The organism is Pseudomonas sp. FW215-R2, from assembly GCF_058789255.1.
Genome location: NZ_JBYTBO010000005.1, coordinates 248979 through 274441, shown reverse-complemented (window position 1 = coordinate 274441; position 25463 = coordinate 248979). Strand labels below are relative to the sequence as shown.

At 61.7% G+C, this 25463-nt stretch carries 29 protein-coding genes; 15 read left to right on the top strand and 14 right to left on the bottom strand.

The features are described from left to right. Window positions 1–10 precede the first annotated feature (10 nt). Entirely contained in the window at window positions 11–451 is a 441-nt protein-coding gene (locus tag AC3WRD_RS09755) for a GlcG/HbpS family heme-binding protein (RefSeq protein ID WP_085710524.1), read from the bottom strand. Window positions 452–719: 268 nt separating this feature from the next. Here AC3WRD_RS09755 and gcl point away from each other — a divergent pair, with 268 nt between their 5' ends. The 8 genes from gcl to AC3WRD_RS09715 all read left to right on the top strand — a co-directional run bounded on the left by gcl (window position 720) and on the right by AC3WRD_RS09715 (window position 10165). Continuing rightward, a complete protein-coding gene (gcl, locus tag AC3WRD_RS09750; protein WP_102620361.1) occupies window positions 720–2495 on the top strand; it encodes a glyoxylate carboligase in 1776 nt (591 codons plus the stop codon). Window positions 2496–2633: 138 nt separating this feature from the next. Further along, a complete protein-coding gene (hyi, locus tag AC3WRD_RS09745; protein ID WP_007959286.1) occupies window positions 2634–3416 on the top strand; it encodes a hydroxypyruvate isomerase in 783 nt (260 codons plus the stop codon). 43 nt (window positions 3417–3459) lie between these two features. After that, window positions 3460–4353 carry a 2-hydroxy-3-oxopropionate reductase gene (locus AC3WRD_RS09740; protein WP_064594449.1) on the top strand — a complete coding sequence of 298 codons (894 nt, stop codon included), beginning with the start codon at window positions 3460–3462 and terminating at the stop codon, window positions 4351–4353. 88 nt (window positions 4354–4441) lie between these two features. Next, on the top strand, window positions 4442–5716 hold the full coding sequence (locus AC3WRD_RS09735; RefSeq protein WP_102620360.1) for a glycerate kinase type-2 family protein: 1275 nt from the start codon (window positions 4442–4444) through the stop codon (window positions 5714–5716). Then, complete coding sequence (pyk, locus tag AC3WRD_RS09730; RefSeq protein ID WP_096822137.1) at window positions 5713–7128, top strand: pyruvate kinase; 1416 nt, start codon at window positions 5713–5715, stop codon at window positions 7126–7128. Before AC3WRD_RS09735 ends, pyk begins: the two co-directional genes overlap by 4 nt. A gap of 172 nt (window positions 7129–7300) precedes the next feature. Next, window positions 7301–8215: an urea transporter gene (locus AC3WRD_RS09725; RefSeq protein WP_102620359.1), complete on the top strand. Its 915-nt coding sequence runs from the start codon at window positions 7301–7303 to the stop codon at window positions 8213–8215. Between the two features lie 21 nt (window positions 8216–8236). Next, a complete protein-coding gene (locus AC3WRD_RS09720) occupies window positions 8237–9061 on the top strand; it encodes an ion transporter (RefSeq protein WP_102620358.1) in 825 nt (274 codons plus the stop codon). 105 nt (window positions 9062–9166) lie between these two features. Beyond that, on the top strand, window positions 9167–10165 hold the full coding sequence (locus AC3WRD_RS09715) for a sulfate ABC transporter substrate-binding protein (protein WP_102620357.1): 999 nt from the start codon (window positions 9167–9169) through the stop codon (window positions 10163–10165). A 53-nt stretch (window positions 10166–10218) separates the two neighbouring features. Here the strand turns inward: AC3WRD_RS09715 and AC3WRD_RS09710 are convergent, their stop codons facing one another. Further along, window positions 10219–10839, bottom strand: a complete 621-nt coding sequence (locus AC3WRD_RS09710; protein WP_102620356.1) for a DUF5666 domain-containing protein — start codon at window positions 10837–10839, stop codon at window positions 10219–10221. A 243-nt stretch (window positions 10840–11082) separates the two neighbouring features. Here AC3WRD_RS09710 and AC3WRD_RS09705 point away from each other — a divergent pair, with 243 nt between their 5' ends. Beyond that, a complete protein-coding gene (locus AC3WRD_RS09705) occupies window positions 11083–12270 on the top strand; it encodes an MFS transporter (RefSeq protein ID WP_102620355.1) in 1188 nt (395 codons plus the stop codon). A gap of 46 nt (window positions 12271–12316) precedes the next feature. Here the strand turns inward: AC3WRD_RS09705 and AC3WRD_RS09700 are convergent, their stop codons facing one another. Continuing rightward, window positions 12317–12721: a type II toxin-antitoxin system HicB family antitoxin gene (locus AC3WRD_RS09700; RefSeq protein WP_096822143.1), complete on the bottom strand. Its 405-nt coding sequence runs from the start codon at window positions 12719–12721 to the stop codon at window positions 12317–12319. Beyond that, window positions 12721–12933 carry a type II toxin-antitoxin system HicA family toxin gene (locus AC3WRD_RS09695; RefSeq protein ID WP_096822144.1) on the bottom strand — a complete coding sequence of 71 codons (213 nt, stop codon included), beginning with the start codon at window positions 12931–12933 and terminating at the stop codon, window positions 12721–12723. Before AC3WRD_RS09695 ends, AC3WRD_RS09700 begins: the two co-directional genes overlap by 1 nt. A 221-nt stretch (window positions 12934–13154) precedes the next feature. Between AC3WRD_RS09695 and AC3WRD_RS09690 the strand changes: the two genes are divergently transcribed. From AC3WRD_RS09690 to AC3WRD_RS09675, 4 genes are all read left to right on the top strand, one after another. Continuing rightward, the gene (locus tag AC3WRD_RS09690) at window positions 13155–13874 is read left to right on the top strand and encodes an SDR family oxidoreductase (RefSeq protein WP_096822145.1); all 720 of its coding nucleotides are present in this window, start codon (window positions 13155–13157) and stop codon (window positions 13872–13874) included. 21 nt (window positions 13875–13895) lie between these two features. Next, window positions 13896–14783, top strand: a complete 888-nt coding sequence (locus AC3WRD_RS09685; RefSeq protein ID WP_102620354.1) for a LysR family transcriptional regulator — start codon at window positions 13896–13898, stop codon at window positions 14781–14783. Between the two features lie 84 nt (window positions 14784–14867). Then, window positions 14868–15335: a helix-turn-helix domain-containing protein gene (locus AC3WRD_RS09680; protein ID WP_096822147.1), complete on the top strand. Its 468-nt coding sequence runs from the start codon at window positions 14868–14870 to the stop codon at window positions 15333–15335. Next, window positions 15332–15907, top strand: coding sequence for a PIN domain-containing protein (locus tag AC3WRD_RS09675; RefSeq protein WP_102620353.1), 576 nt, complete (start codon window positions 15332–15334; stop codon window positions 15905–15907). The genes AC3WRD_RS09680 and AC3WRD_RS09675 overlap by 4 nt, the downstream gene beginning before the upstream one ends. Window positions 15908–15959: 52 nt before the next feature. Here the strand turns inward: AC3WRD_RS09675 and AC3WRD_RS09670 are convergent, their stop codons facing one another. From AC3WRD_RS09670 to ccmA, 10 genes are all read right to left on the bottom strand, one after another. Beyond that, window positions 15960–16367, bottom strand: coding sequence for a hypothetical protein (locus AC3WRD_RS09670; protein WP_102620352.1), 408 nt, complete (start codon window positions 16365–16367; stop codon window positions 15960–15962). 25 nt (window positions 16368–16392) lie between these two features. Beyond that, on the bottom strand, window positions 16393–17592 hold the full coding sequence (ccmI, locus tag AC3WRD_RS09665) for a c-type cytochrome biogenesis protein CcmI (protein ID WP_102620351.1): 1200 nt from the start codon (window positions 17590–17592) through the stop codon (window positions 16393–16395). Continuing rightward, complete coding sequence (locus AC3WRD_RS09660; protein ID WP_011333089.1) at window positions 17589–18059, bottom strand: cytochrome c-type biogenesis protein; 471 nt, start codon at window positions 18057–18059, stop codon at window positions 17589–17591. The genes ccmI and AC3WRD_RS09660 overlap by 4 nt, the downstream gene beginning before the upstream one ends. Beyond that, window positions 18056–18592 (bottom strand): DsbE family thiol:disulfide interchange protein, encoded by a 537-nt coding sequence (locus tag AC3WRD_RS09655; RefSeq protein ID WP_007959246.1) that lies wholly within the window; start codon window positions 18590–18592, stop codon window positions 18056–18058. The genes AC3WRD_RS09660 and AC3WRD_RS09655 overlap by 4 nt, the downstream gene beginning before the upstream one ends. Next, window positions 18589–20577: a heme lyase CcmF/NrfE family subunit gene (locus AC3WRD_RS09650; protein WP_102620350.1), complete on the bottom strand. Its 1989-nt coding sequence runs from the start codon at window positions 20575–20577 to the stop codon at window positions 18589–18591. The genes AC3WRD_RS09655 and AC3WRD_RS09650 overlap by 4 nt, the downstream gene beginning before the upstream one ends. Before the next feature lie 3 nt (window positions 20578–20580). Next, window positions 20581–21036, bottom strand: coding sequence for a cytochrome c maturation protein CcmE (gene ccmE / locus AC3WRD_RS09645; RefSeq protein ID WP_096822151.1), 456 nt, complete (start codon window positions 21034–21036; stop codon window positions 20581–20583). Next, window positions 21033–21209: a heme exporter protein CcmD gene (ccmD, locus tag AC3WRD_RS09640; RefSeq protein WP_008055370.1), complete on the bottom strand. Its 177-nt coding sequence runs from the start codon at window positions 21207–21209 to the stop codon at window positions 21033–21035. Before ccmD ends, ccmE begins: the two co-directional genes overlap by 4 nt. Continuing rightward, a complete protein-coding gene (locus AC3WRD_RS09635; protein ID WP_096822152.1) occupies window positions 21206–21961 on the bottom strand; it encodes a heme ABC transporter permease in 756 nt (251 codons plus the stop codon). The genes ccmD and AC3WRD_RS09635 overlap by 4 nt, the downstream gene beginning before the upstream one ends. 78 nt (window positions 21962–22039) lie before the next feature. Further along, window positions 22040–22708 carry a heme exporter protein CcmB gene (gene ccmB, locus AC3WRD_RS09630; RefSeq protein WP_096822153.1) on the bottom strand — a complete coding sequence of 223 codons (669 nt, stop codon included), beginning with the start codon at window positions 22706–22708 and terminating at the stop codon, window positions 22040–22042. Further along, window positions 22705–23340, bottom strand: coding sequence for a cytochrome c biogenesis heme-transporting ATPase CcmA (gene ccmA, locus AC3WRD_RS09625; protein WP_096822154.1), 636 nt, complete (start codon window positions 23338–23340; stop codon window positions 22705–22707). The genes ccmB and ccmA overlap by 4 nt, the downstream gene beginning before the upstream one ends. 197 nt (window positions 23341–23537) lie before the next feature. On the opposite strand from ccmA, the gene fliK reads away from it, so the two are divergent. Further along, entirely contained in the window at window positions 23538–25115 is a 1578-nt protein-coding gene (gene fliK, locus AC3WRD_RS09620) for a flagellar hook-length control protein FliK (RefSeq protein ID WP_102620349.1), read from the top strand. Then, on the top strand, window positions 25112–25441 hold the full coding sequence (locus tag AC3WRD_RS09615; protein WP_102620348.1) for an EscU/YscU/HrcU family type III secretion system export apparatus switch protein: 330 nt from the start codon (window positions 25112–25114) through the stop codon (window positions 25439–25441). The genes fliK and AC3WRD_RS09615 overlap by 4 nt, the downstream gene beginning before the upstream one ends. The last annotated feature ends 22 nt before the right edge of the window (window positions 25442–25463 follow it).

Genomic DNA, 25463 nt, shown 5'->3' with positions numbered 1-25463 from the left:
TCAGTTCCCGTCAGGCCGCCACCCCCGCATCCGCCCGCAGATCCAGGGCCTCCACAGCCTTGATCGCCACTTGCTCATCGACATCCGACAGATCGCCGCTGATACCGATCGCTCCCAGCACGTTGCCCGCCTGATCACGAATCAACACACCACCCGGTGCCGGCACGACGCTGCCCTGCCCCATGCTGTTGAGTGCAGCGATGAAGGCCGGACGTTGTTGCGCGTCCAGCGCCAGCAGGCGTGAGCCCTTGCCCAGAGCGATGGCGCCCCAGGCTTTGCCGATGGCGATGTTCGGGCGCAGCAGGCTGGCGCCGTCTTCGCGTTGCAAGGTAACCAGGTGGCCGCCGGTGTCCAGTACTGCAATGGTCAGCGGCGCGGCGGAGATTGCCCGCCCTGCGCTGATGGCTTCGTTGACCAGGTTGACTGCGACTTTCAAGGTTAAAGCGCTCATGGTGCCGTCCTCATTTTGTTATTGGGAAAGCCGTTGGGCTGCGCGTTTGTGCCGCAGCCCGATGCAACAAATAGAACACAATGAATTATTTTTTTGTATACAATAATTCTCGAAAAGCGCTCCATGCGACGAAAAGCCACAGCAGAACAGGCTTCCGACGAATGAAACAGCCGCTTGAGAAAATGGATTGACCTGCGCCGTCCGCCGTGAATACACTCTGCGCAAAGCCACTTGTATACAATTACAAAACGTAAAGAGGCACAAAACCATGAGCAAAATGAGAGCAATCGAAGCCGCCGTTCTGGTGATGCGCCGTGAAGGGGTTGATACCGCTTTTGGCATTCCGGGCGCTGCAATCAACCCGCTGTATTCCGCCCTGCAGAAAGTCGGTGGCATCGATCACGTCCTTGCTCGCCACGTTGAAGGCGCCTCGCACATGGCCGAGGGCTACACCCGCACCAAGGCCGGCAACATCGGCGTGTGCATCGGTACTTCCGGTCCTGCCGGCACCGACATGGTCACCGGCCTGTACAGCGCCTCCGCGGACTCGATCCCGATCCTCTGCATCACCGGGCAAGCCCCCCGCGCCCGTATGCACAAGGAAGACTTCCAGGCGGTCGACATCACCAGCATCGTCAAGCCAGTAACCAAGTGGGCAACCACCGTTCTGGAGCCGGGCCAGGTGCCTTACGCGTTCCAGAAAGCCTTCTTTGAAATGCGCTCCGGCCGTCCGGGCCCGGTGCTGATCGACCTGCCGTTCGACGTGCAGATGGCTGAAATCGAATTCGACATCGACGCCTACCAGCCACTGCCGCTGGCCAAGCCAAGCGCGACTCGCGTGCAGGTTGAAAAGGCCCTGGCACTGCTCGATCAGGCCGAGCGTCCATTGCTGGTGGCCGGTGGCGGCATCATCAATGCCGACGCCAGCGACCTGCTGGTGGAGTTCGCCGAGCTGACCGGCATCCCGGTCATCCCGACCCTGATGGGCTGGGGCACCATTCCGGACGATCACCCGCTGATGGTCGGCATGGTCGGTCTGCAGACTTCGCACCGTTACGGCAACGCCACGATGCTGAAATCCGACGTGGTGCTGGGCATCGGTAACCGCTGGGCCAACCGTCACACCGGTTCGGTCGACGTGTACACCGAAGGTCGCAAGTTCATTCACGTCGACATCGAAGGCACCCAGATCGGCCGCGTGTTCACCCCGGACCTGGGCATCGTTTCCGACGCTGCCGCCGCGTTGACCGTGTTCATCGAAGTCGCTCGTGAATGGCAAGCCGCCGGCAAACTGAAAAACCGCAGTGCATGGCTGCAAGACTGCCAGCAGCGCAAGTCCAGCCTGCAACGCAAGACCCACTTCGACAACGTGCCGGTCAAGCCGCAGCGCGTGTATGAAGAAATGAACCAGGTGTTCGGTAAGGACACCTGCTACGTCAGCACCATCGGTCTGTCGCAGATTGCCGGCGCGCAGTTCCTGCACGTCTACAAGCCGCGTCACTGGATCAACTGCGGCCAGGCCGGCCCGTTGGGCTGGACCATTCCGGCAGCGCTGGGCGTGGTGAAGGCCGATCCGAACCGTAAAGTCGTGGCCCTGTCGGGGGACTATGACTTCCAGTTCATGATCGAGGAACTGGCGGTCGGCGCTCAGTTCAATCTGCCGTACATCCACGTCGTGGTGAACAACTCGTACCTGGGGCTGATCCGTCAGGCCCAGCGCGGGTTCGAAATGGACTACTGCGTGCAGCTGTCCTTCGATAACCTGAACGCGCCGGAACTCAATGGTTACGGTGTCGACCACATCGCGGTTGCCGAAGGCCTGGGCTGCAAGGCGCTGCGTGTGTTCGAACCGTCTGAAATCGCCCCTGCCCTGCGCAAGGCCGAACAGATGATCGAAGAGTTCAAGGTGCCGGTGATCGTCGAGATCATTCTGGAGCGTGTGACCAACATCTCCATGGGTACCGAGATCAACGCCGTCAACGAATTCGAAGACCTGGCGCTGGTCGGCAACGATGCGCCAACGGCGATTTCGTTGCTCGATTGATTGCTTTTGCTTGATCGTTCCCACGCTCTGCGTGGGAATGCAGCCGGGGACGCTCTGCGTCCCAAAGCGGACGCAGAGCGTCCATAGAGGCATTCCCACGCAGAGCGTGGGAACGAGAATCTAGAACGGGAGACCACCATGCCGCGTTTCGCAGCCAACCTGTCCATGCTGTTCACCGAACAGGATTTCCTTGCCCGTTTCGACGCCGCCGCCAAGGCTGGCTTCAGCGGTGTCGAATATCTGTTCCCGTACGATTTCAGCTCCGCCGAAATCAAGGCCAAACTCGACGCCAACGGTCTGACCCAAGTGCTGTTCAACCTGCCGGCCGGTGACTGGGCCAAGGGCGAGCGCGGTATCGCGTGCCTGCCGGACCGGGTCGAAGAATTCCGCGCCGGGGTCGATCTGGCCATCGCTTACGCACAGGTGCTGGGCAACACCCAGGTCAACTGCCTGGCCGGTATCCGTCCGCAGGGCGTGGACGATGCCACCGTTGAAAAGACCTTCGTCGCCAACCTCAAGTACGCCGCCGACAAGCTGCAAGCCGTCGGTATCAAACTGGTGATGGAAGCGATCAACACCCGCGACATCCCGGGTTTCTACCTGAACAACACGGCGCAGGCCCTGTCGATTCGCGAGCAGGTCGGCAGCGCCAACCTGTTCCTGCAATACGACATCTATCACATGCAAATCATGGAAGGCGATCTGGCCCGCACCCTGCAATCGCACCTGGCCGAGATCAACCATGTGCAGCTCGCCGACAACCCGGGCCGCAACGAGCCGGGCACTGGCGAAATCAACTACCGCTTCCTGTTCGAACACCTCGATCGCATCGGTTATCAGGGCTGGGTCGGCTGCGAGTACAAACCGCTGACCACCACTGAAGCGGGCCTCGGCTGGCTGAAGACCCACAACGCGATCTGACCCCCTATTTGCTTGAGCAAGACAAAAACAAGAGGAATTTCTCATGGCTAAAATCGGATTCATCGGCACCGGCATCATGGGCCACCCAATGGCGGCGAACCTGCAGAAAGCCGGTCACAGCCTGTTCCTGTCGGCGCACCACGACGCCGCCCCTGCCGACCTGGTCGCCGCTGGCGCCGTCGCCCTGGCCAACCCACGCGAAGTGGCGCAGGAAGCTGAATTCATCATCGTCATGGTGCCGGATACCCCGCAGGTCGATGACGTGCTGTTCCGCGCCGACGGCGTCGCTGCCGGCATCGGCAAAGGCAAGGTGGTGATCGACATGAGCTCGATCTCGCCGACCGCCACCAAAGCTTTCGCGGCGAAGATCAACGAAAAAGGCGCGCAATACCTCGACGCTCCAGTGTCCGGTGGTGAAGTCGGCGCCAAGGCTGCGACCCTGAGCATCATGGTCGGTGGCGACGCCGATGCCTTCGAACGCGCACTGCCGCTGTTCCAGGCCATGGGCAAGAACATCACCCTGGTCGGTGGCAATGGCGACGGTCAGACCGCCAAAGTCGCGAACCAGATCATCGTCGCCCTGAACATTCAGGCCGTCGCCGAAGCCCTGCTGTTCGCTTCGAAAAACGGTGCCGATCCGGCCAAGGTGCGTGAAGCGCTGATGGGCGGTTTCGCGTCCTCGAAGATCCTCGAAGTACACGGCGAGCGCATGATCAAAGGCACCTTCGATCCGGGCTTCCGCATCAGCCTGCACCAGAAGGACCTGAACCTGGCCCTGCAAGGCGCCAAGGAGCTGAACATCAACCTGCCGAACACCGCCAACGCCCAGCAAGTGTTCAGCACCTGCGCGGCCATCGGTGGCAGCAACTGGGACCACTCGGCGCTGATCAAGGGCCTGGAACACATGGCCAACTTCTCGATTCGCGACAAGAAGTAAGCCCTGCCCCGCCCCCAGTGTGGAAGCAGTCCTGCTTCCACACTGGACCGAGTTGCCCTTCCAATAACAAGAATTCCGGGAGCCCGCCATGTCGGTCGATCCGCAACAACTGCTGCGCGAGCTGTTTGCCACAGCCATCGACGCGGCCCATCCGAACCAGGTCCTCGAAGCCCATCTGCCTGCCGATCGCAGCGGTCGCGTGATCGTCATCGGCGCCGGCAAGGCTGCCGCTGCCATGGCGCAAGTGGTCGAACGCTGCTGGGAAGGCGAAGTCTCGGGCCTCGTGGTGACCCGCTACGGTCACGGCGCCCCGTGCGAAAAAATCGAAGTGGTCGAAGCCGCGCATCCGGTGCCGGACGCTGCCGGTCTGGCCGTGGCCAAACGTGTGCTGGAACTGGTCAGCAACCTGACCGAAGACGACCGCGTGATTTTCCTGCTGTCCGGCGGTGGCTCTGCCCTGCTGGCGCTGCCGGCCGAAGGCATCACCCTGGCCGACAAGCAGTCGATCAACAAAGCCCTGCTCAAATCCGGCGCGACCATCGGCGAGATGAACTGCGTGCGCAAGCACCTCTCGGCGATCAAGGGCGGACGCCTGGGCAAGGCCTGCTGGCCGGCGACTGTTTATACCTATGCGATTTCCGATGTACCGGGCGACCTCGCCACGGTCATCGCCTCCGGCCCGACCGTGGCCGACCCGAGCACCAGCGCCGAAGCGCTGGCGATCATCAAGCGCTACGGCATCGAGATTCCGGCATCGGTGCGCAGCTGGCTGCAAAGCCCGGAATCGGAAACCGTCAAACCCGGTGATCCGAGCCTGGCCCGCAGTCACTTCCAGTTGATCGCCCGACCTCAGCAATCGCTGGATGCCGCAGCGGTGAAATGCCGTCAGGCCGGTTTCAGCACACTGATCCTCGGCGACCTGGAAGGCGAATCCCGCGAAGTGGCGAAAGTCCACGCCGGCATCGCCCGCCAGATCATTCATCACGGCCAGCCGCTGGCGGCGCCGTGCGTGATTCTCTCAGGCGGCGAAACCACCGTGACCGTGCGCGGCAATGGCCGTGGCGGACGCAACGCCGAGTTCCTCCTCAGCCTCACCGACAGCCTCAAGGGCCAGCCGGGCGTCTATGCCTTGGCCGGTGACACCGACGGCATCGACGGTTCGGAAGACAACGCCGGCGCGATCATGACCCCGGACAGCTACGCCCGCGCCACCGCCCTGGGCCTGAGCGCCAGCGACGAGCTGGATAACAACAACGGTTACGGCTACTTCGAGGCGCTCGATGCGCTGATCGTCACCGAGCCGACCCGCACCAACGTCAACGACTTCCGCGCCATCCTGATCCTCGAGAGCTCTAAATCATGACGCCTGATAAAAAGGTCAAAATCCTCGCCACCCTCGGGCCTGCCGTCGACGGCATCGAAGACATCCGCGAGCTGGTCGAGGCCGGGGTCAATATCTTCCGCCTCAACTTCAGCCACGGCGATCACGCCGACCACGCCAAGCGCTATCAGTGGATCCGCGAAGTCGAGCGCCAGCTCAACTATCCGCTCGGGATCCTGATGGACCTGCAAGGGCCGAAGCTGCGGGTCGGCAAGTTCGCTGACGGCAAGGTTCAGTTGCATCGCGGTCAGGCGTTCCGCCTTGATCTGGACGCGACGCCGGGCGACGAACGCCGGGTGAACCTGCCGCATCCGGAGATCATCGCCGCGCTGGAAGCCGGGATGGACCTGCTGCTGGATGACGGCAAACTGCGTCTGCGCGTCGTCACCAAATACACCGATGCGATCGACACCACCGTGCTCAATGGCGGCGAATTGTCGGATCGCAAAGGCGTGAACGTGCCGCAAGCGGTGCTCGACCTGAGCCCGTTGACCACCAAGGATCGCCGCGACTTGAGCTTCGGTCTGGAGCTGGGTGTGGACTGGGTCGCGCTGTCGTTCGTGCAGCGTCCGCAGGACATTATCGAAGCCCGCGCACTGATCGGCGACAAGGCGTTCCTGATGGCGAAGATCGAGAAGCCGTCAGCCGTGGAGCAATTGCGCGAAATCGCCGAACTGAGCGACGCGATCATGGTGGCTCGCGGTGACCTCGGCGTGGAAGTGCCGGCCGAGAGCGTGCCGCAGATCCAGAAAAACATCATCACCACATGCCGCCAGCTCGGCAAACCGGTGGTGGTGGCGACGCAGATGCTCGAATCGATGCGCTTCTCCCCGGCGCCGACCCGCGCCGAAGTCACCGACGTTGCCAATGCCGTGGCCGAAGGCGCCGATGCGGTGATGCTGTCGGCCGAAACCGCGTCCGGCGAATACCCGCTGGAAGCCGTGCAGATGATGAGCAAGATCATCCGCCAGGTGGAGAACGGTCCGGATTACCAGACCCAACTCGACGTCAGCCGGCCGAAAGCCGAAGCGACGGTGTCCGATGCGATCAGTTGCGCGATCCGTCGCATCAGCAACGTGCTGCCGGTGGCGGTACTGGTCAATTACAGCGAGTCCGGTGCATCGAGTCTGCGTGCGGCGCGGGAGCGGCCAAAGGCGCCGATCCTCAACCTGACACCGAACCTGCAGACCGCCCGCCGCTTGAGCGTGGCGTGGGGCATTCACTCGGTGGTCAATGATCGCCTGCGTCAGGTGGATGAGGTGTGCTCGACCGCGCTGGAAATCGCTCAGGCTCAAGGAATGGCCGAGCGTGGCGATACGTTGCTGATCACCGCGGGTGTGCCGTTTGGGCAACCGGGGTCGACTAATTCGCTGCGGATCGAAACATTGATTTAACCACTGACCAAGATCGTTCCCACGCTCTGCGTGGGAATGCGGCCCGGGACGCTCTGCGTCCCAAGAGCAGACGCAGAGCGTCCTTTGAGGCATTCCCACGCAGAGCGTGGGAACGATCAGTACAACTTCAAGCAAGACCTTTTGATTTCCCCACTGCCCAGATTCTCCAGACATGCCTGCCAACCATTTCAACACCCACTGCCCCGACTGGGCCGAGGCTTTGCTCAACGGCTTCAGTCAGATATTCCTCCAGCGCCATCCGCTGTGTGGACTCCTGTGCCTTTTGGCCATTTTATTCACCGCGCCGGTGCTGTTCGCCGGCGCGCTGCTCGGCGCGGTCGCCGGTTTGCTCACCGCGCAACGCCGCAACTATGCCAAGGCGGATCGCCAGGCCGGACTGTTCAGCTACAACGGCGTCCTGGTCGGCCTGTTGCTGAGCCTGTATTTCCCCTGGTCGCCGATGCTGCCGCCGCTGATTCTGGCGACCGGTGGCCTGAGTGCGATGATCACGCAGCAGTGGCTCAAACGCGCACGCCTCACCGAATACCTGCCCGCCTACACCGCGCCGTTCGTGTTGCTGAGCTGGGTGTTCCTGTGTTTCGCCGAGCCTTCGACGCCGGCGCCGGCACTTGAACTGAACACCCTGAACCTGCTCGGTGCTGCCCTGAAAGGCTTTGGTCAGGTGATGTTCCTCGACCATCCGTTGGCCGGTGGATTGATCGCTGCCGGTTTGCTGATCGCCGATCGCCGAGCCTTCGCCTGGGCGCTGCTGGCTTCGGCGATTGGCCTGGGTTCCAGCCTGTTGCACCACGACAGCCAGGTCGCGCTGCTGGGCCTGGGTGGCTACAACGCGGTGCTCGCCGCCCTCGCCTTCAGCGCACAACGCCAGCAACCGTGGTTGCCGCTGTTCGGCATCGGCCTGGCACTGTTGTTGACGCCACTGTTCAGCGCCCTGGGTCTGGCGACCCTCACGGCGCCCTTCATTCTCGCCTGCTGGCTGCTGCGCACCGGCATTCGCCTGATGCGCCAACCGCAGATCAACGCCGCGCCTTGCGCTAACGGGGAGAATCAACCTAGGCTGCGCTGATTGATGGCCAAGGCGATGTGCATGAACGGTAACAACACGTGGCGTGATCGCCTGTACGTGATCATTTTCCAGACCGACACGGTGGCTGGCCGCCGTTTCGACAAGACCCTGCTGCTGATCATCTTCGCCAGTCTGGTGATCGTGATCCTCGACAGCATCGACGACGTCCACCAGAACTACGCCAATGTGCTGGCGTACATCGAATGGGGCTTCACGGTCATCTTCCTCGGCGAGTACCTGCTGCGCCTGTACTGCTCGCCCAAGCCGCTGCGCTACGCCTTCAGTTTCTACGGGCTGGTGGACTTGCTGGCGATCGTGCCCGGCATCCTCGCGCTGTATTACAGCGATGCCCAGTACCTGCTGATCATCCGGGTGATCCGGATGCTGCGGATCTTCCGTGTACTCAAGCTCGGCCCCTACCTGAAACAGGCGCATTACCTGCTCGACGCCCTGCGCGGCAGCAAACAGAAGATCCTCGTGTTCCTGCTCAGCGTCTGCACCCTGGTCACGGTGTTCGGCACCTTGATGTACGTGGTCGAAGGCCCGGAGCACGGTTTCACCAGCATTCCCAAAGGCATCTATTGGGCTATCGTGACCCTGACCACCGTGGGTTACGGCGACATCGTGCCCAAGACCGTTCTCGGCCAGGTGATTTCGTCGCTGGTGATGGTGACTGGTTACTCGATCATCGCCGTGCCCACCGGGATTTTCACCGCTGAACTGGCCACGGCCATGCGCGGGGGTCAGTTGCAGCACGACTGCCCGGTGTGCACAAAAAACAGCCATGAACAGGAAGCGTCGTTCTGCTCCCGTTGTGGTAATGCGCTATTCAAGAAAATGGAATAAGCAAAGTTCTTTTAAATCTTTAAGTGACTATGCGCGCCCCGCTATAGTCGCTGGCAAATGGCCTCATCTTTGTAAAGACACCCCCTACAGAACAAGGAATGCGCAGTGAAAAAACTCTTTGGCGCCTCACTTCTCGCCGCTGGTCTTGCCTTCGGTAGCGTGGCTCAAGCCGCACCGACCCTGCTCAACGTTTCCTACGACGTGATGCGCGATTTCTACAAGGACTACAACGCTGCGTTCCAGAAACACTGGCAGGCCGAACACAAAGAGAGCATCACCGTGCAGATGTCTTTCGGTGGCTCAAGCAAACAGGCGCGCTCGGTCATCGACGGCCTGCCGGCTGACGTCATTACCATGAACATGGCCACCGACATCAACGCCCTGGCGGACAACGGTCAACTGGTGCCGAAGGACTGGGTCACCCGTCTGCCGAACAACAGTGCGCCGTTCACTTCGGCCACCGTGTTCATCGTCCGCAAAGGCAACCCGAAAGCCCTGAAAGACTGGCCGGACCTGCTCAAGGACGGCGTGCAGGTGATCGTGCCGAACCCTAAAACCTCGGGCAACGGCCGCTACACCTATCTGTCCGCCTGGGGCTACGTGCTGAAAAACGGCGGTGACGAGAACAAGGCGAAAGACTTCGTCGGCAAGCTGTTCAAGCAAGCGCCAGTGCTGGACACCGGTGGCCGCGCCGCGACTACCACGTTCATGACCAACCAGATCGGCGACGTGCTGGTGACCTTCGAAAACGAAGCCGAAATGATCGCCCGCGAGTTCGGCCGCGACCAGTTCGAAGTCATCTACCCAAGCGTCTCCGCCGAAGCCGAGCCGCCGGTGTCGGTGGTCGACAAAGTCGTCGAGAAGAAAGGCTCTCGCGCCGCTGCCGAGGAATACCTGAAGTACCTGTGGTCGCCGGAAGGCCAGGAAATCGCCGCCGCCAACTACCTGCGTCCACGTGACCCGGCGGTATTGGCCAAGTACACCGACCGCTTCCCGAAAGTCGACTTCCTGTCGGTCGAGAAGACCTTCGGCGACTGGCGCACCGTGCAGAAGACCCACTTCAACGATGGCGGGATCTTCGACCAGATCTACAGCGGCCAGTAAGGCGTGAGCTGACATGAAAAAGGCGACCTGAAGAGGTCGCCTTTTTTATGCGTTCACATCGGCGGTTTCACGCCATCCTTGCCGGCCGAGATCGATTGCGCGGTCAACGTGCCGTCCGCACTCTGGGTGACGAAGGTGACGATCTTCACGCCAACCTTGAGCAGGCTGCGATCGCCGGGCGCCAGGTTGACGATCGGCACGTCCTCCGGCACCAGGATCTTCTGCTGGCCGCCCTTGTAGTTGACGGTCAGCACCCGGCCGTTGCTCACCACCAGATCGCCGACGCTGCCATTGGTCATGCTGCTGCCCTTGGCCAGGTCGAACGGCCGATGGCCATCGCCGCTGCCGGCCAGCTCCGGCGGGAAGACATGCACCTCCAGCGCCTTGAGCGTCCCATCCTCCTGGGGAATGGCTGCCGAGCCAATGTAACTGCCGGGCCTGATGTCTTCGATATTGGCCAGGGTAACCGCGCGGACCTTGGTGTCCGGGGTCAACTGAACCACCACGTTTTCACCGCTGTTGACGTGAACCTTGAGCGACTCGGGGCTGACCCCGGTGATTTCGCCGCGCACGCCAATGCGCATCCCCGGGGCGTCACCGGCGTAGACGCTGCCGGCGCTGAGCACGCCGATCAATGCAAGAGTCGTGGTGTGGCGAAGCAGCTGACGAAACATCGCAATCCTCCGGTTGTTTGCAGGTGGAAATCCACTGACAACATAAGCACGCTATCGAACAAGATGTAAGTGAATGTATCATCGCCCCTCCCCGGTCGGACGCAAGGTTCGCCGATGGACGACACCTCACCGGCCGCCACCTATTCCGCAACGGAATAACTGATATCGATCCAAGGCTTCTACCGCCGGCCCGGTTCGTCCCTTAGCCTCACCGCATTCCTTTTCGCTGGATCGAGAAACCCTATGACCGCCACAACTCACGCAATGACCCGAGGCATGGTGCTGCTGTTCGCTTTCTGCTGCGGCGCCATCGTTGCCAACATCTACTACGCCCAGCCGATCATCGGCCTGATTGCCCCGGACATCGGTCTGACCGACACCATGGCCAGCTTCATCGTGTCGCTGACCCAGATCGGTTATGCGCTGGGCCTGTTCTTCCTGGTGCCACTGGCGGATCTGCTGGAAAACCGCCGCTTGATGATCATCACCACGCTGGTGGCGATTGCCAGCCTGCTGGGCGCGGCGTTTACCGATCAACCGAACGTATTCCTGCTGATTTCGTTGCTGGTGGGTTTCAGTTCGGTGTCGGTGCAGGTGCTGGTGCCCTTGGCGGCGCACCTGGCGCCGGAGGAATCTCGCGGACGTGTCGTCGGCGGAATCATGGGCGGCCTGCTGTTGGGCATTCTGCTGGCGCGTCCGGTGTCGAGCGTAGTCGCCGACCATTTCGGCTGGCGGGCGATGTTCATGATCGCGGCAGGGTTGATGGCGGCAATCAGCGTCGTCCTGGCGTTGACCGTGCCCAAGCGCCAACCGGATCACAGCGCTTCCTACGGCCAGTTGCTCGGATCGTTGTGGACACTGCTGCGCAAGCAACCGGTGCTGCGTCAGCGGGCGTTCTACCAGGCCTGCATGTTCGCCACCTTCAGCCTGTTCTGGACCGCCGTGCCGCTGGAACTGGCGCGTAACCATGGCCTGTCCCAGAGTGAAATCGCGATCTTCGCCCTGGTCGGCGCCATCGGTGCGATTGCCGCCCCGATCAGCGGACGCCTGGCCGACGCCGGCCACACTCGCGTCGCCTCGCTGCTGGCCATGCTGTTCGCCAGCCTGAGCTTCCTGCCGGCCTTCATCCACCCGGCCTACAGCGTGATCGGCCTGGCCGTGACCGGCGTCGTGCTCGACTTCTGCGTGCAAATGAACATGGTACTCGGCCAGCGCGCGGTCTACTCCCTCGACGCCAAAAGCCGCGGTCGCCTCAACGCGCTGTACATGACCAGCATCTTCATCGGCGGTGCCTTCGGCTCATCGATCGCCAGCGCGGTGTATGAACACGGCGGCTGGCTGTGGATCGTGATCGTCGGCAGCGTGTTCCCGTTACTGGCGCTGGTGCGGTTCTTGAGTGTTTCGCAAAAGGGTGTTTTGGTGACTGCCTAGAAACTTGAAAGCACTGTCGGATCGCTGATCCGACAGTGCCTGATGCTCAATGCCGAACCAGTTTTTCCATGGCGGCATCCGCCAGAAAGGAAGAGCGGCTTTTGACATTATGTTCTCGCACGTAGCGGTCAATCCGCTGGATGACGTAACCGGGCAGTGTCACATTGACCTTTTCGGTCTTGCCCATGTAGGGCGAGATGTCCAGCTCCAGCATGCCCCAACCCATGTCCGCGAACTCTGGATTGTTGCGATGAGCAGCCGCAGAAGTCGGCATCGGAATCGAATCACCTTCCGCTGCAATCTCCTGCAGCATGATGTGTGCAATCTCGACGGCAGCGTTGTAGGCATCCTCAAACGTATCTCCGGCCGTCACAGCGCCGGGAATATCGGGGATCTGAATACCGATGGCGGTGTTCTCGTCGCCCCACTCGATGCAGATTGGATATTGCATTACGGATCTCCTTTGTAACTGGCTGGCGGGTTGTGCAACCCGGCACGCCTCCTGATGCTCTTGACCGTTCCGACCGGCAAATCCTTTTTCGGGTGAGGAACGGGAATCGTGTAAGGGTTGTAACGGTGCGTGAAGATGTGATGACTGCCGGTAACCCGATCCAGCGTCCAGCCTGCCTCCTCCAGCTCCTTGATCAATAACCTGCTCTGCACCAAGCGTCTCCTTGCTTCGGCCAAACAAAAGTAACCCTAGAGTTATATTTACTCAAGCACAGAAATTCGCAGAACGACGGTCGGTTATGTTGCAGCGTGTTTTCCAGAACCGTTGCAATCACCGCATGCCGTTTGAGGACGCCACGCACAACCCGCATTACACTCGGCATCTTCAAACAATTAATGGCTGCCCGAGCCGCAGCCTGCCCCAAGGAGTTGCCATGACCCGTCGTACCTTCCTCATCACCGGCGCCAGCAAGGGTATCGGGCGGGCGCTGGCCGAGCATCTGGATCGGGCCGGGCATCGGGTGGTGGGGATTGCCCGTAAGCCGGATCTGAGTTTCCCGGGGATTCTGTTTCCGCTGGACCTGAGTGATCGCAAGCTCGCCGGTGAAGTGCTGGCGGATCTGGCGCGCACTTATGAGTTCGATGGGCTGGTGAACAATGTCGGGCTGGTGCGACCGCAAGCGTTGGGGGACATCGATCTCGATGCGTTCGACGACGTGATGCGGGTCAACCTGCATTCGGCCTTGCAGGCGACTCAGGCGTTGTTGCCGGGCATGCGCACGCGCGGCTGGGGTCGGGTGGTGAACATTTCCAGCCTGACCGTGCTCGGTATCGCTCAGCGCACCGCGTATGCGGCGGCGAAAGCGGCGCTGGTCAGTTTCACGCGCTCGTGGGCGCTGGAACTGGCGCAGACCGGGATTACCGTCAACGCCGTCGCGCCGGGGCCGACCGAGACCGAACTGTTCCGCGCCAACAATCCGCCGGGCAGCGAAGGTGAAGCGCGGTATCTGGCCGGGGTGCCGATGGGCCGTCTCGGGCAGCCGGAAGAGATCGCTTCGGCCATTGCCTTTCTGTTGTCCGAGCAAAGCGGATTCATCACCGGGCAGACCTTGTTTGTCGACGGCGGCGCCTCGGTGGGCAAAGCCGCGTTCTGATCACTGGCACAAGGACACCCGATGGACCGCCTCGCCGCCATGGAAACCTTTGTCTACGTCGTGGAAACCGGCTCGTTTTCCGCTGCCGCCCGGCGGCTGAATATCGGTCAGCCGGCCGTGTCGAAAACCATCGCCCAACTCGAAACCCGACTCGCCGTGCGCCTGCTATTGCGCTCGACCCGAGGCCTGACGCCGACCGAAGCCGGGCTGGCGTTTTTCGAACGGGCCAAACGCACCCTCGAAGAAGCCGACGAGGCCGACAATGCAGCTCGCGGCGCCGCCAGCGGCCTGAGTGGCAACCTGCGCATCAGCACCGCCGTGACCTTCGGCCGGATGCATGTGGTTCCACACCTGGGGCCGTTCCTCGATCAACACCCGCAGCTCAATGTCGACCTGCTGCTCGACGACCAGAACATCAACCTCGTGGAAGAAGGCATCGACATCGCCCTGCGCCTGGGTCCGCTCAGCGACTCCGGCCTGACCGTGCGCAAGATCGCCGAATGCCGGCGCGTCGTGCTGGGCACACCGGCCTACTTCGCCAGCCACGGTGAACCCGCCTGCCCTGCCGATCTGCCTCAACATCGCGCCGTCATCTACAACCGCGGCGGTGGCGCGACCTGGCATTTCAACAAGGATGGCGAAGAACAGTCCGTGACCGTCAATGGCCGCCTGCGCGTCAGTGCTGCCGAAGGTTTGCGTGAGGCGGTTCTCGCCCATCAGGGCTTGGGGCTGGGCTCGGAATGGATGTTTGCGCCGGAACTGGCCAGTGGCGCAGTGAAGGCTGTCATGAGCGATTGGGTGTTGCCGAAGCAGGAGTTGTGGGCGGTGTTTCCGACGGGACGGATGGCCAGCGCGAAGGCACGGGCGTTTGTTGAATATGTGCAGGGGGTGTTGGCGGAAATGTCGTAAAACCAGCACTCGTTTCGTTTATTGCGATTTTCGCTTATTTCGAATAACGTTCCGGCATTCCTCATTCCCAAAGCCGGACTCGCCATGTCGACCGTTATCCATCCCTCGATCAGCCTCCCTGTAGAACGCGAAGTAAAAGCCGCCATTGAAGGACAGCGCGCTCTGGCTGCTTACCTCGCGACCCATTTCGAGACTCAGCACATCCAGATTTTCGACGAGCGGAACGAAGCTCATCGCGTCGAACTTCCCACCTCGGCCCTGCGCCTGCTGATCGACATTCTGGCGGAGCTGGCAGCCGGCAACGCGGTCCAGGTCGTTCCGGTGCATGCCGAATTGACGACCCAGGAAGCCGCCGACCTGCTCAACGTCTCACGTCCACACCTCATAAAACTGCTGGAAAGCGGCGAGTTGTCCTACCACAAAACAGGCAAGCACCGACGTGTGCGCTTTGCCGATCTGATGGACTATAAGAACCGGCGCACCACCGCCAGCGAGCAGGCAATGGCGCTTCTCGCGGAACAAGCCCAGGCGTTAAGGACAGGATACGAGTGAGGCATTCCTCTTTCACAGTTGTATACGATGCATGCGTCTTGTACCCCGCTCCCTTGAGAGATTTTCTGATGTGGCTAGCGCTCTCAGGACGATTTCGGGCGAGATGGACTCAGGAGATTCACTGCGAATGGAAACGCAATCTGCTGAAGAACTGCCCTGACCTGACGATGGAACAGCTGGATCGTACGTCCGGCCTGATGGATCAAGCGATACCCGACGCCTGCGTCCATGACTATGAAGATCTGATTACCGGACTCACGTTGCCTGACTGCGATGATCGTCATGTTCTGGCAGCGGCCATCCGTTGCGGCGCAAGTGTGATAGTGACCTTCAACCAGAAAGACTTTCCATGCAAAACGCTGGAGCCTTTCGGCATCGAGGCGCAGCATCCGGACGAGTTCGTCGATAACCTCTTTGGGCTTGATCCTGCAGCTGTGGTTGCTGCGGCCCAAAAGCAGCGTCGGCAGCTGAAAATGCCTGCCATGGACGTCGAAACCTTTCTTGATCTACTGCAACGACAAGGCCTGGTTAAGTCGGTCCAGGCACTCAGCGGCTATCACGTGATTCTTTGAAAGTTCATTACCCCACACAGCAAAACGGCGATCCAAAGATCGCCGTTTTCCATTATTCCCCGAACTGCTTGCCCAGCCCCGCCGGTACGCCGTGGATGTTGGTGTCCTCCCACGGTCCGTTCGGGCTGATCGAGCGGCTCCAGCCGTTGTTCCAGCGGTAGTAGGTGCGCTGGCGGTAGAAGGTGTTGGTCTGGTCATCCAGCACGTACACCCCCAGCTTCTGATCCCAGTGGCTATTGCCGCCCGGTGGTGGGGCGAAGCTGGCGGAGGTGCGAGGGACTGGCTTGGCGGGTTTGGCCGGGATGCCCGGTTTGCCCGGCGTCGGGGTGGTCGACGGAGTCGGGCCGGGTTGTGACGGCGGAATCGGCGGCAGCCGTGTCGTCGGCTCCGGTCGCTGCACCGCACATGCGCTCAAGCCCAGGGCCAGTGTGAGGACTGTGATTCGGGCGATGGCGTTCATGGCGGTGCTTTCCTGTTGGTTCCGGCTATTTGTCCGGGCTGTCGATGGTCAGTTTTTGTGGCGCGGTGGTGCTGCTGGCCAGAGGCCCGCTGCGGCCGACCCACTCACCGGCAGTCGGTTGACCGGCTCGGGAGATGCGCGCAACCAGTTGGACTTCGGGGAAGTTCGACAGTTTCAATTGCGGCATCATTGCGTCGGCATCGCCCAGTTCGACAGTCACCGGCAGGTCGGCGACGGTCAGTCGCTTGGCGGCCAACGGTGCTGGAGGGCCAGACACTGCACGGGCGAAGATGAACACGCTGTCACCCGGTTGCACCTTGCCCTTGAGCTCGGCGGCCAGATCGACGCTGACCTTGAGCAGCGCGGTTTTCGCGACCGGAGCCTGGGCGACCTTACCGCCGCTGGCCTCAAGTTTTTCAGTGGCGCGGGCGATGCCGCCTTGCAGAGGCTCACGGGATTTGTCTTCCGGCGGCAGTTGCGCCAGCAGACGGTTCCAGTAGTCGATGGCTTGCTGATAGCGCTCGCCTTCGAACGCGGCGATCCCCAGCAGGCCGAGGCTGGTGACTTCTTTCGGATCAGCCTTCAGCGCTTCGTCGGTCAGGGCCTGAATCTTGTCCGACCACTTCTTGCCATCGGCGAAGTACTGCGCCTGCGCCCACTGGCCGAGCAGTTCCGGCTGACGACCGGCCAGGTTGGCGGCGCGTTCGAACATCTTCGCCGCGTCTGCCGGACGATCCTGAGCCATGTAGGTACGACCGAGGAAGTACAGGCCTTCGGCGGAATCCGGTTGCGCGGCCACGGCGCGTTCCAGACGCTGGGTCATCTCTTCCATCGACTGCGGCGCCTGGGCGAATTCCCGGGTCAGTTCGACTTTGTCGGCGGCACCAAAATGCATATAGAGGCCCAGGCCCAACACCGGCACCAGTACGGCCGCCAGCAGCGGCAATGGTTTGCCCAGACGCGAAACCCGCGCCGGCGCCACGCCTTCGGTGTCGGCCAGCAGTTCCCGCGCCGCTTCGGCACGGCCGCTGTCCATTTGCGCGGCATCGAGAACGCCCTCGGCCTGCTGCGATTGCAACTCGGCGACACGTTCCTGATACAGCGCGACGTTCAGGGCAGTCCGATCCTCTTCACGCTGGGCGCGACGTTCACGCAGAACGGGGATCAGCAGAAAACTCAGGGCGACCAGAAGCAACAGCCCTGCGGCAAGCCAGAAATCAATCATTCTTGGTTTTTATCCAACAGTTGGTCGAGGCGCTGACGCTCTTCAGGAGACAGCGATTGCGGAGTCTCGGCACGTTGCCCGCGACGGCGGCGGACGATCACGGCGATGACGACAAAACCGCCGAGCAACAATCCGGCGGGGCCAAACCACAGCAACGCGGTCTTGGCATTGAGCGCCGGTTTGTAGCGCACGAAATCACCGTAGCGGTCGACCATGAAGTCGATGATCTGCTGATTGTCCTTGCCCTCGCCGAGCATGCGGAAAATCTCTTTGCGCAGGTCGGCGGCAATCGGCGCGTTGGAATCGGCGATGTCCTGGTTCTGACATTTGGGGCAGCGCAGTTCCTTGGTCAACTCACGGAAACGCTCGCGATCGCCTTCTTTGGCGAACTCGTAGGTGTCGATGGCGGCGTGGGCCACACCGGCCAGGCTCAAGCCCAACACCATGGCAGCTAAAAAGCGCTTCATGGCTTGGCCTCGTCAACCAGCGCCTGATACTTGGCCGCCAGTTTTTCCCGCCAGACCTGCTCGTCGATCACTCCGACGTACTTGTCGCGGATGATGCCCTTGGCGTCGATGAAGAAGGTTTCCGGCGCGCCGTAGACACCGAGGTTCAGGCCCAGGGAGCCTTCGTCGTCGCGGATGTCCAGTTGATACGGATTGTGGAACTCGGCCAGCCACTTCAACGCATCGGCGTTGGTGTCCTTGTAGTTGATGCCGTAGATCACCACGCCGCGCTCGGCGAGTTTGTTCAGCACCGGGTGCTCGACCCGGCAGGAAATGCACCAGGTGCCCCAGACGTTGACCAATGCCGGTTTGCCGAGAATGTCAGCCTTGGTCAGGGTCTTGTCGCCCTGCACCGCCGGCAGGGAAAACTCCGGGAACGGCTTGTTGATCATCGCCGACGGCAGCTCCGCCGGATCCAGGTACAGACCGCGATAAAGGAATACGGCCACCAGCAGGAAAATCGCCAACGGAACCAGCATCAACCAACGTCTCATGCAGCGGCTCCTTCCATGCCCAGCGCTTCACGCACCTTGGCTTTGACCTTGACCCGGTAGCGCCGATCCAGCGCCGCCAGCAAACCACCGAAACCGGTCAGCAGACCACCGAACCAGATCCAGCGCACAAACGGTTTGACGTGTACCCGCACTGCCCAGGCGCCATCGCCCAGTGGCTCACCCAATGCGACGTAGAGGTCGCGGGTGAAACCGGCGTCGATCCCGGCTTCGGTCATCATCGAACTCTGCACGGTGTACAGGCGTTTTTCCGGGTGCAGCACGCTGATTTCCCGGCCATCGCGGATCACCCGGATGGTGCCTTTGTCGGAGGTGAAGTTCGGGCCTTCAAAATGTTTGGCGCCTTCGAACACGAACTGATAACCGGCCAGTTCCATCGACTCGCCCGGCGCCAGACGCAGGTCGCGCTCGGCACTGTTCTGGCTCGACAACACCACGCCCAGGGCGCAGACGGCGATCCCGAGGTGAGCGAGTTGCATGCCCCAGTAGCTGCGGGTCAGAGTTGGCAGACCTTTGATCAGGCCTTTGTGGCGAGTCTTGTCGAAGATGTCGCGCACGCCGGCCAGCAACACCCAGGCCGCGAGCAGGAACGTCGCCAGCACCGCCCAGTTGAAATCGCCATAGGCAACACCGGCCACCACGGCCAGCGCCACGCTGCCCAGCAGCACCGGAGTGAGCATGCTGACCAGCCATTTAACCGGCGTGTCTTTCCAGCGCACGATCACACCGACCGCCATCACCACCATCAGCAAGGCCATCAGCGGAATGAACAACGCGTTGAAATACGGCGGACCGACCGACAGCTTGGCGCCGCTGATGGCATCGAGAATCAGCGGATACAGCGTGCCGAGCAGGATCATCGACGCAGCCACCACCAGCACCAGGTTGTTGCCCAGCAGCAGGGTTTCCCGAGACCACAGGTTGAAACCGACCTGGCTCTTGACCACCGGCGCGCGCAAGGCAAACAGCGTCAGTGAACCACCGACCACGAACAGCAGGAAGATCAGGATGAACACGCCGCGCTCCGGATCGGAGGCAAACGCGTGTACCGACGTCAGCACGCCGGAACGCACGAGGAAGGTGCCGAGCAGGCTCAGGGAGAAGGCGGCAATTGCCAGCAACACCGTCCAGCTCTTGAACACGCCACGTTTTTCCGTGACTGCCAGCGAGTGGATCAGCGCCGTGCCCACCAGCCAAGGCATGAACGAGGCGTTTTCCACCGGGTCCCAGAACCACCAGCCGCCCCAGCCGAGTTCGTAGTAAGCCCACCACGAACCGAGGGTGATGCCGATGCCGAGGAAAGCCCAGGCGACAATCGTCCACGGACGCGACCAGCGTGCCCATGCCGCATCGAGACGGCCGCCGAGCAGTGCGGCGATGGCGAACGCAAACGCCACCGAGAAACCGACATAGCCCATGTACAGCATCGGCGGGTGGACGATCAGGCCGATATCCTGCAGCAACGGATTGAGGTCACGACCGTCGGCCGGGATCTGCGGCAGGATCCGCGAAAACGGGTTGGAGGTGAGGATCAGGAACAACAGGAAACCGGTGCTGATCATGCCCATCACCGCCAGCACGCGGGCGAGCATGACTTGCGGCAGTTGCCGGGAGAACACCGACACCGCGAAGGTCCAGCCCCCGAGGATCAAGGCCCACAGCAGCAGCGACCCTTCGTGGGCGCCCCACACCGCGCTGAACTTGTAGTACCACGGCAGCGCGCTGTTGGAGTTCATCGCGACGTAAGCCACGGAGAAATCGTCGGTCATGAACGCGTAGGTCAGGACGCCAAAGGCAAACAACAGGAACGCAAACTGCCCCCACGCCGCTGGCTGGGCGAGGCCCATCCACAGACGGTCGCCACGCCAGGCACCGAGCAACGGCACCACGGCCTGCACCAGCGCGAAACACAGCGCCAGGATCATGGCCAGATGGCCCAACTCAGGAATGAAAATGCTGGATGTCATCGATCAACCCTCCTTCGCAGGGGTTGGCGCGGATTGACCGCTGTCCTTCAGTGCTTTGGTCACTTCCGGCGGCATGTATTTCTCGTCGTGCTTGGCCAGCACTTCATCGGCGACCACGACGCCGTCGGCGTTGAGCTTGCCCAGTGCGACGATGCCCTGCCCTTCGCGGAACAGGTCCGGCAGGATTCCACGGTAGGTGATGGTCACGGACTTGTTGAAGTCAGTGACCACGAATTTGACGTCCAGGGAGTCCGAGGAGCGCTGCAGCGAACCTTTCTCGACCATGCCGCCGGCGCGGATGCGGGTGTCCTGCGGCGCTTCGCCGTTGGCGATCTGGGTCGGGGTGTAAAACAGATTGATGTTCTGCTGCAGGGCGCTCAGGGCCAGGCCGACGGCAGCGCCGACCCCGACCAGAATCGCCAGAATGATGATCAGACGCTTTTTTCGCAGCGGATTCACTTGCCGTTCTCCCGGCGCAGACGACGCGCCTCTTGTTGCAGATACCGCTTGCGGGCCAGGATCGGCGCCGCCACGTTGAGGGCCAGCACTGCCAGGCAGATGCCATAGGCCGACCAGACATACAGGCCATGATGGCCCATGGCGAGGAAGTCGCCGAATGACGCGAAACTCATCGAGCGGCCTCCAGGCTGTTCTGCACTTCTTCTTTCACCCAACTGGCGCGGGCCTCGCGCTTGAGCACTTCAAGGCGCATGCGCAGCAACAGCACGGCGCCGAAGAAACAGTAGAAACCCAGCACCGTCAGCAGCAACGGCAGCCACATTTCGGCGGGCATCGCCGGTTTTTCGGTGAGGGTGAAAGTCGCGCCCTGGTGCAGGGTGTTCCACCACTCCACCGAGTATTTGATGATCGGGATGTTGATCACGCCGACGATGGCCAGCACCGCGCAGGCCTTGGCGGCGCTGTCGCGATTGCTGATGGCGTTGCCCAGGGCGATCACGCCGAAATACAGGAACAGCAGAATCAGCATCGAGGTCAGCCGCGCGTCCCAGACCCACCACGAACCCCAGGTCGGTTTGCCCCAGATCGCCCCGGTGACCAGCGCCACGGCGGTCATCCACGCGCCGATCGGTGCGGCGCATTGCAGGGCGACGTCGGCCAGTTTCATCTTCCACACCAGCCCGACCACGCCGCACACTGCCAGCATCACGTAGATCGACTGAGCGAGCATCGCAGCGGGTACGTGGATGTAGATGATGCGAAAGCTGTTGCCTTGCTGATAGTCCGGCGGCGCGAAGGCCAGGCCCCAGACGACGCCAACGGTGATCAGCAACAACGCGGCAATGCTCAACCACGGCAACAGCCTGCTGCTGATGCCATAGAACCACTTGGGCGAGCCGAGCTTGTGAAACCAGGTCCAGTTCATACTGTTTCCATCACGGGTGCCGCTCATCGGTGTGAGCAGTCTCAGGGTCTTTGCTGGTTAAATTTTAACCAGACCTCATTATTCGCCGACGCTGATCTTCAGGCCAGCAGCTATTGCAAAGGGTGTCAGGGTTATCGCCAGGGCGGTCAGGCTGCCAAGCCACAACAGATAACCCATCGCCGGCATGCCTTGCAGTGCCGCCTGCAAGGCGCCACTGCCGAGGATCAACACCGGGATGTACAACGGCAGAATCAGCAGCGCCAGTAACAGGCCACCGCGTTTCAGACCGACCGTCAGCGCCGCGCCCACCGCGCCGAGCAAGCTCAGCACCGGTGTACCCAGCAACAACGAAAGCAGCAATACCGGCAGACACGCAGCCGGCAACCCGAGCATCAACGCCAGTAACGGCGAGAGCAAAACCAGTGCCAGCCCGGAAAAAAGCCAGTGTGCCAGCACCTTGGCCAATACCAGAAGTGGCAGGGGGTGCGGCGAAAGGACCCACTGTTCAAGGGATCCGTCTTCGAAATCACTGCGAAAAAGCCCGTCCAGCGAGAGCAGGACCGACAAGAGTGCCGCCACCCAGACTAACCCCGGGGACAAGTTTTGCAATACTTGAGTTTCCGGTCCGACGGCCAGCGGGAACAGCGCGATGACGATGGCGAAGAAAATCAGCGGATTGGCCAGCTCCGCCGGGCGGCGGAACAGCAGTCGGGATTCACGGGCAACCAGCAGGCCGAACACACTCATACCGCCCAATTCCCCAGATCGATGTCGCGATAACCGGCCGGCATCCGGCTCAGCGTGTGGTGGGTGGTCAACACCACCAGACCGCCCTGCTCGCAGTGATTGGCCAGGTGTTCTTCGAGTTGCGCCACGCCCTGCTTGTCCAGCGCGGTGAACGGTTCATCGAGAATCCACAGCGGCGGGCTGTCGAGGTAAAGGCGCGCCAACGCCACGCGGCGTTGCTGACCGGCGGACAGGCTATGACAGGGAACATCTTCGAAACCGCGCAATCCAACCGCCGCCAGTGCCTGCCAGATCGCGTCGCGTTCGGCAGGTTGATGCAGGGCGCAGAGCCAGGCGAGGTTTTCTTCCGGGGTGAGCAGGTCCTTGATGCCGGCGGCATGGCCGATCCACAGCAGGTTGCGCGCCAGTTCGCTGCGTTGCTCGCTCAGCGGTTTGCCGTTGAGCAGCACCTGACCGTCGGTCGGTTGCATCAGTCCGGACAGCAAACGCAAGAGACTGGTCTTGCCGCTGCCGTTGGGACCGCTGATCTGCACCATATCGCCACTGGCCAGTCTCAATTCGAGATTTTCGAAGAGCAGCCTGAGATCGCGCTCACACGCGAGGCCAACGGTTTGCAGGACAGGACTGGTCAAGGGTTCACGGGCCTTATACGGTTCAAGTCGGCTCTGGGGCGGCCGTTAAAGAGTTGCAGCATAAATGCAATGACGGCTCAATCCAGAGAGCTGCGTCAAACAATTGCTATGTTTTTTGAACGAACGGAAAGACGGGCGGCATTATACATGGCGTCTCTCCCTCTCCCGAGCGCATTTTCCTCAGGTTGTGTCCGCGTATGACAGGCGAAATGAACATCCTCCCGCTCCCGCAACCCACACCGGCGAACTCACGTTTGCAGGTCAGCGGTGAGCTGCTCAAGCTGTTGACGCCGATGGATGGACTGATTGCCGCCGGCCAGAGCGCCAAGGCCGAGGTGTTGTCGCTCAAGCCTGCGGACCAGGCCTTTCAGGTGCTGCTCAAGGTCACCCTCGACAGCGGCCGTCAGACCACCGTGCAGGCGACCAGCCCCCTGCCGCTGCCGCAAGGCACCAACCTGGCCGTCACCCAGCCGTCGGCAGGTAATCTCGCGGTCACCGTGCAACAGGCCATCGCCACGGCTGTCGCCACCCTAACCCGCATCGATACCGCGCAATTGCCGGTAGGCACGCTGCTGCAAGGCAAAGTGCTGACGAATCAGGCCTTGCCGCAGGTGCCGGGGCAGCCGACGGTGTTCCGCTCGACGGTCAGCCTGCTCAACACGGTATTGAGCGGCAGCACCCTGAGCCTCGACAGCCCGCAACCGTTACGCATCGGCACCCTGCTGTCGGCGCTGGTACAGGATTCCCAGACCCTGAAATTCCTGCCGCTGAGCAATCGCCAGGAACAATTGGCGGTCAGTCAGCAACTGGTCAGCCAGCAGAGCCGCCAGGGCTCGCTGGACGGTTTGCTGAAAATGCTCCAGAGCCTGCCGCCCGCCGACGATCAGACCTCCAGTGATCTGCGCGCCGCCGTGGACCGGCTGCTGGCCAATCTGCCGGACGTCGAGCAACTGACCACGCCGAAAGGCCTGGCCCAGGCACTGCTCAACAGTGGCGCGTTTCTTGAAGCCAAACTGTTGACCGGGCAAAACCCGACGCTGACCCCGGACATGAAAGCCGATCTGCTCAAGCTGATCGCGCAACTCACCCCCGGCCTGCCCGGCAATACCAACCTGAACGCCATCATCGCCGCCAACACACTGGCCCAGGCGATGCCGAGCTTCGTGCGCAATGCCCTCGGCATGCTCGGTCAGGTCAGCGCCAAACCGGTGCCGAGCAGCTTCCCGCTGCCGGACCGGCTGTTGCAAAGCCTGGAAGGTGAAGGTGATCTGGAACATCTGCTGCGCCTGGCGGCCGCCGCTGTCTCGCGCCTGCAAAGCCATCAGCTGTCGAGCCTGGAGCAGACCGGCGTGACCGACGACGGTCGACTGCTCAGCACCTGGCAGCTGGAAATCCCGATGCGCAATATGCAGGACATCGTGCCGTTGCAGGTCAAGTTCCAACGCGAGGAAGCTCCGCAGCAAGAGCAACAGAACGATCGCCGTGACAGCGAACGCGAAACCAAGCAACAACTGTGGCGCGTCGATCTGGCCTTCGACATGGAGCCGCTGGGGCCAATGCAGATTCAGGCGCAACTGATCAGTGGCAGTCTCTCAAGCCAGTTGTGGGCCGAGCGGCCGTTCACGGCAAGCCTGATCGAAAACAACCTGAGCGCCCTGCGCCAGCGTCTGCTGGATTCGGGGCTCAACGTCGGCGATCTCGACTGCCACCTCGGCACCCCGCCGCAAGGCAACCAAACCCGTCTCGAACACCGCTGGGTCGACGAAACCGCATGAACGATTCCACTGCTCCACGCCAGGCCATCGCCCTCAAATACGACGGCAGCCACGCCCCGACCCTCACCGCCAAGGGTGACGAGGAACTGGCCGAAGAAATCCTGCGGATCGCCCGCGAGTGTGAAGTGCCGATTTACGAGAACGCCGAGCTGGTGAAGTTGCTGGCGCGGATGGAGCTGGGCGACAGCATTCCACAGGAGCTGTACCTGACGATTGCCGAGATCATCGCGTTTGCCTGGAACCTCAAGGGCAAGTTCCCGGCGGGACAGGACCCGAATGCACCGATGGTCGAGAAAGACGTCACCGAGCGCGGCGACGATTACTGAAGGCAAAAAAAATCGCAGTCAT

Coding starts and splice junctions, on each gene's coding strand:
- AC3WRD_RS09755 (WP_085710524.1), bottom strand. CDS start 451: ATGAGCGCTTTAACCTTGAAAGTCGCAGTCAACCTGGTCAACGAAGCC.
- gcl (WP_102620361.1), top strand. CDS start 720: ATGAGCAAAATGAGAGCAATCGAAGCCGCCGTTCTGGTGATGCGCCGT.
- hyi (WP_007959286.1), top strand. CDS start 2,634: ATGCCGCGTTTCGCAGCCAACCTGTCCATGCTGTTCACCGAACAGGAT.
- AC3WRD_RS09740 (WP_064594449.1), top strand. CDS start 3,460: ATGGCTAAAATCGGATTCATCGGCACCGGCATCATGGGCCACCCAATG.
- AC3WRD_RS09735 (WP_102620360.1), top strand. CDS start 4,442: ATGTCGGTCGATCCGCAACAACTGCTGCGCGAGCTGTTTGCCACAGCC.
- pyk (WP_096822137.1), top strand. CDS start 5,713: ATGACGCCTGATAAAAAGGTCAAAATCCTCGCCACCCTCGGGCCTGCC.
- AC3WRD_RS09725 (WP_102620359.1), top strand. CDS start 7,301: ATGCCTGCCAACCATTTCAACACCCACTGCCCCGACTGGGCCGAGGCT.
- AC3WRD_RS09720 (WP_102620358.1), top strand. CDS start 8,237: ATGAACGGTAACAACACGTGGCGTGATCGCCTGTACGTGATCATTTTC.
- AC3WRD_RS09710 (WP_102620356.1), bottom strand. CDS start 10,839: ATGTTTCGTCAGCTGCTTCGCCACACCACGACTCTTGCATTGATCGGC.
- AC3WRD_RS09705 (WP_102620355.1), top strand. CDS start 11,083: ATGACCGCCACAACTCACGCAATGACCCGAGGCATGGTGCTGCTGTTC.
- AC3WRD_RS09700 (WP_096822143.1), bottom strand. CDS start 12,721: ATGCAATATCCAATCTGCATCGAGTGGGGCGACGAGAACACCGCCATC.
- AC3WRD_RS09690 (WP_096822145.1), top strand. CDS start 13,155: ATGACCCGTCGTACCTTCCTCATCACCGGCGCCAGCAAGGGTATCGGG.
- AC3WRD_RS09685 (WP_102620354.1), top strand. CDS start 13,896: ATGGACCGCCTCGCCGCCATGGAAACCTTTGTCTACGTCGTGGAAACC.
- AC3WRD_RS09680 (WP_096822147.1), top strand. CDS start 14,868: ATGTCGACCGTTATCCATCCCTCGATCAGCCTCCCTGTAGAACGCGAA.
- AC3WRD_RS09670 (WP_102620352.1), bottom strand. CDS start 16,367: ATGAACGCCATCGCCCGAATCACAGTCCTCACACTGGCCCTGGGCTTG.
- ccmI (WP_102620351.1), bottom strand. CDS start 17,592: ATGATTGATTTCTGGCTTGCCGCAGGGCTGTTGCTTCTGGTCGCCCTG.
- AC3WRD_RS09660 (WP_011333089.1), bottom strand. CDS start 18,059: ATGAAGCGCTTTTTAGCTGCCATGGTGTTGGGCTTGAGCCTGGCCGGT.
- AC3WRD_RS09655 (WP_007959246.1), bottom strand. CDS start 18,592: ATGAGACGTTGGTTGATGCTGGTTCCGTTGGCGATTTTCCTGCTGGTG.
- AC3WRD_RS09650 (WP_102620350.1), bottom strand. CDS start 20,577: ATGACATCCAGCATTTTCATTCCTGAGTTGGGCCATCTGGCCATGATC.
- ccmD (WP_008055370.1), bottom strand. CDS start 21,209: ATGAGTTTCGCGTCATTCGGCGACTTCCTCGCCATGGGCCATCATGGC.
- AC3WRD_RS09635 (WP_096822152.1), bottom strand. CDS start 21,961: ATGAACTGGACCTGGTTTCACAAGCTCGGCTCGCCCAAGTGGTTCTAT.
- ccmB (WP_096822153.1), bottom strand. CDS start 22,708: ATGAGTGTGTTCGGCCTGCTGGTTGCCCGTGAATCCCGACTGCTGTTC.
- fliK (WP_102620349.1), top strand. CDS start 23,538: ATGACAGGCGAAATGAACATCCTCCCGCTCCCGCAACCCACACCGGCG.
- AC3WRD_RS09615 (WP_102620348.1), top strand. CDS start 25,112: ATGAACGATTCCACTGCTCCACGCCAGGCCATCGCCCTCAAATACGAC.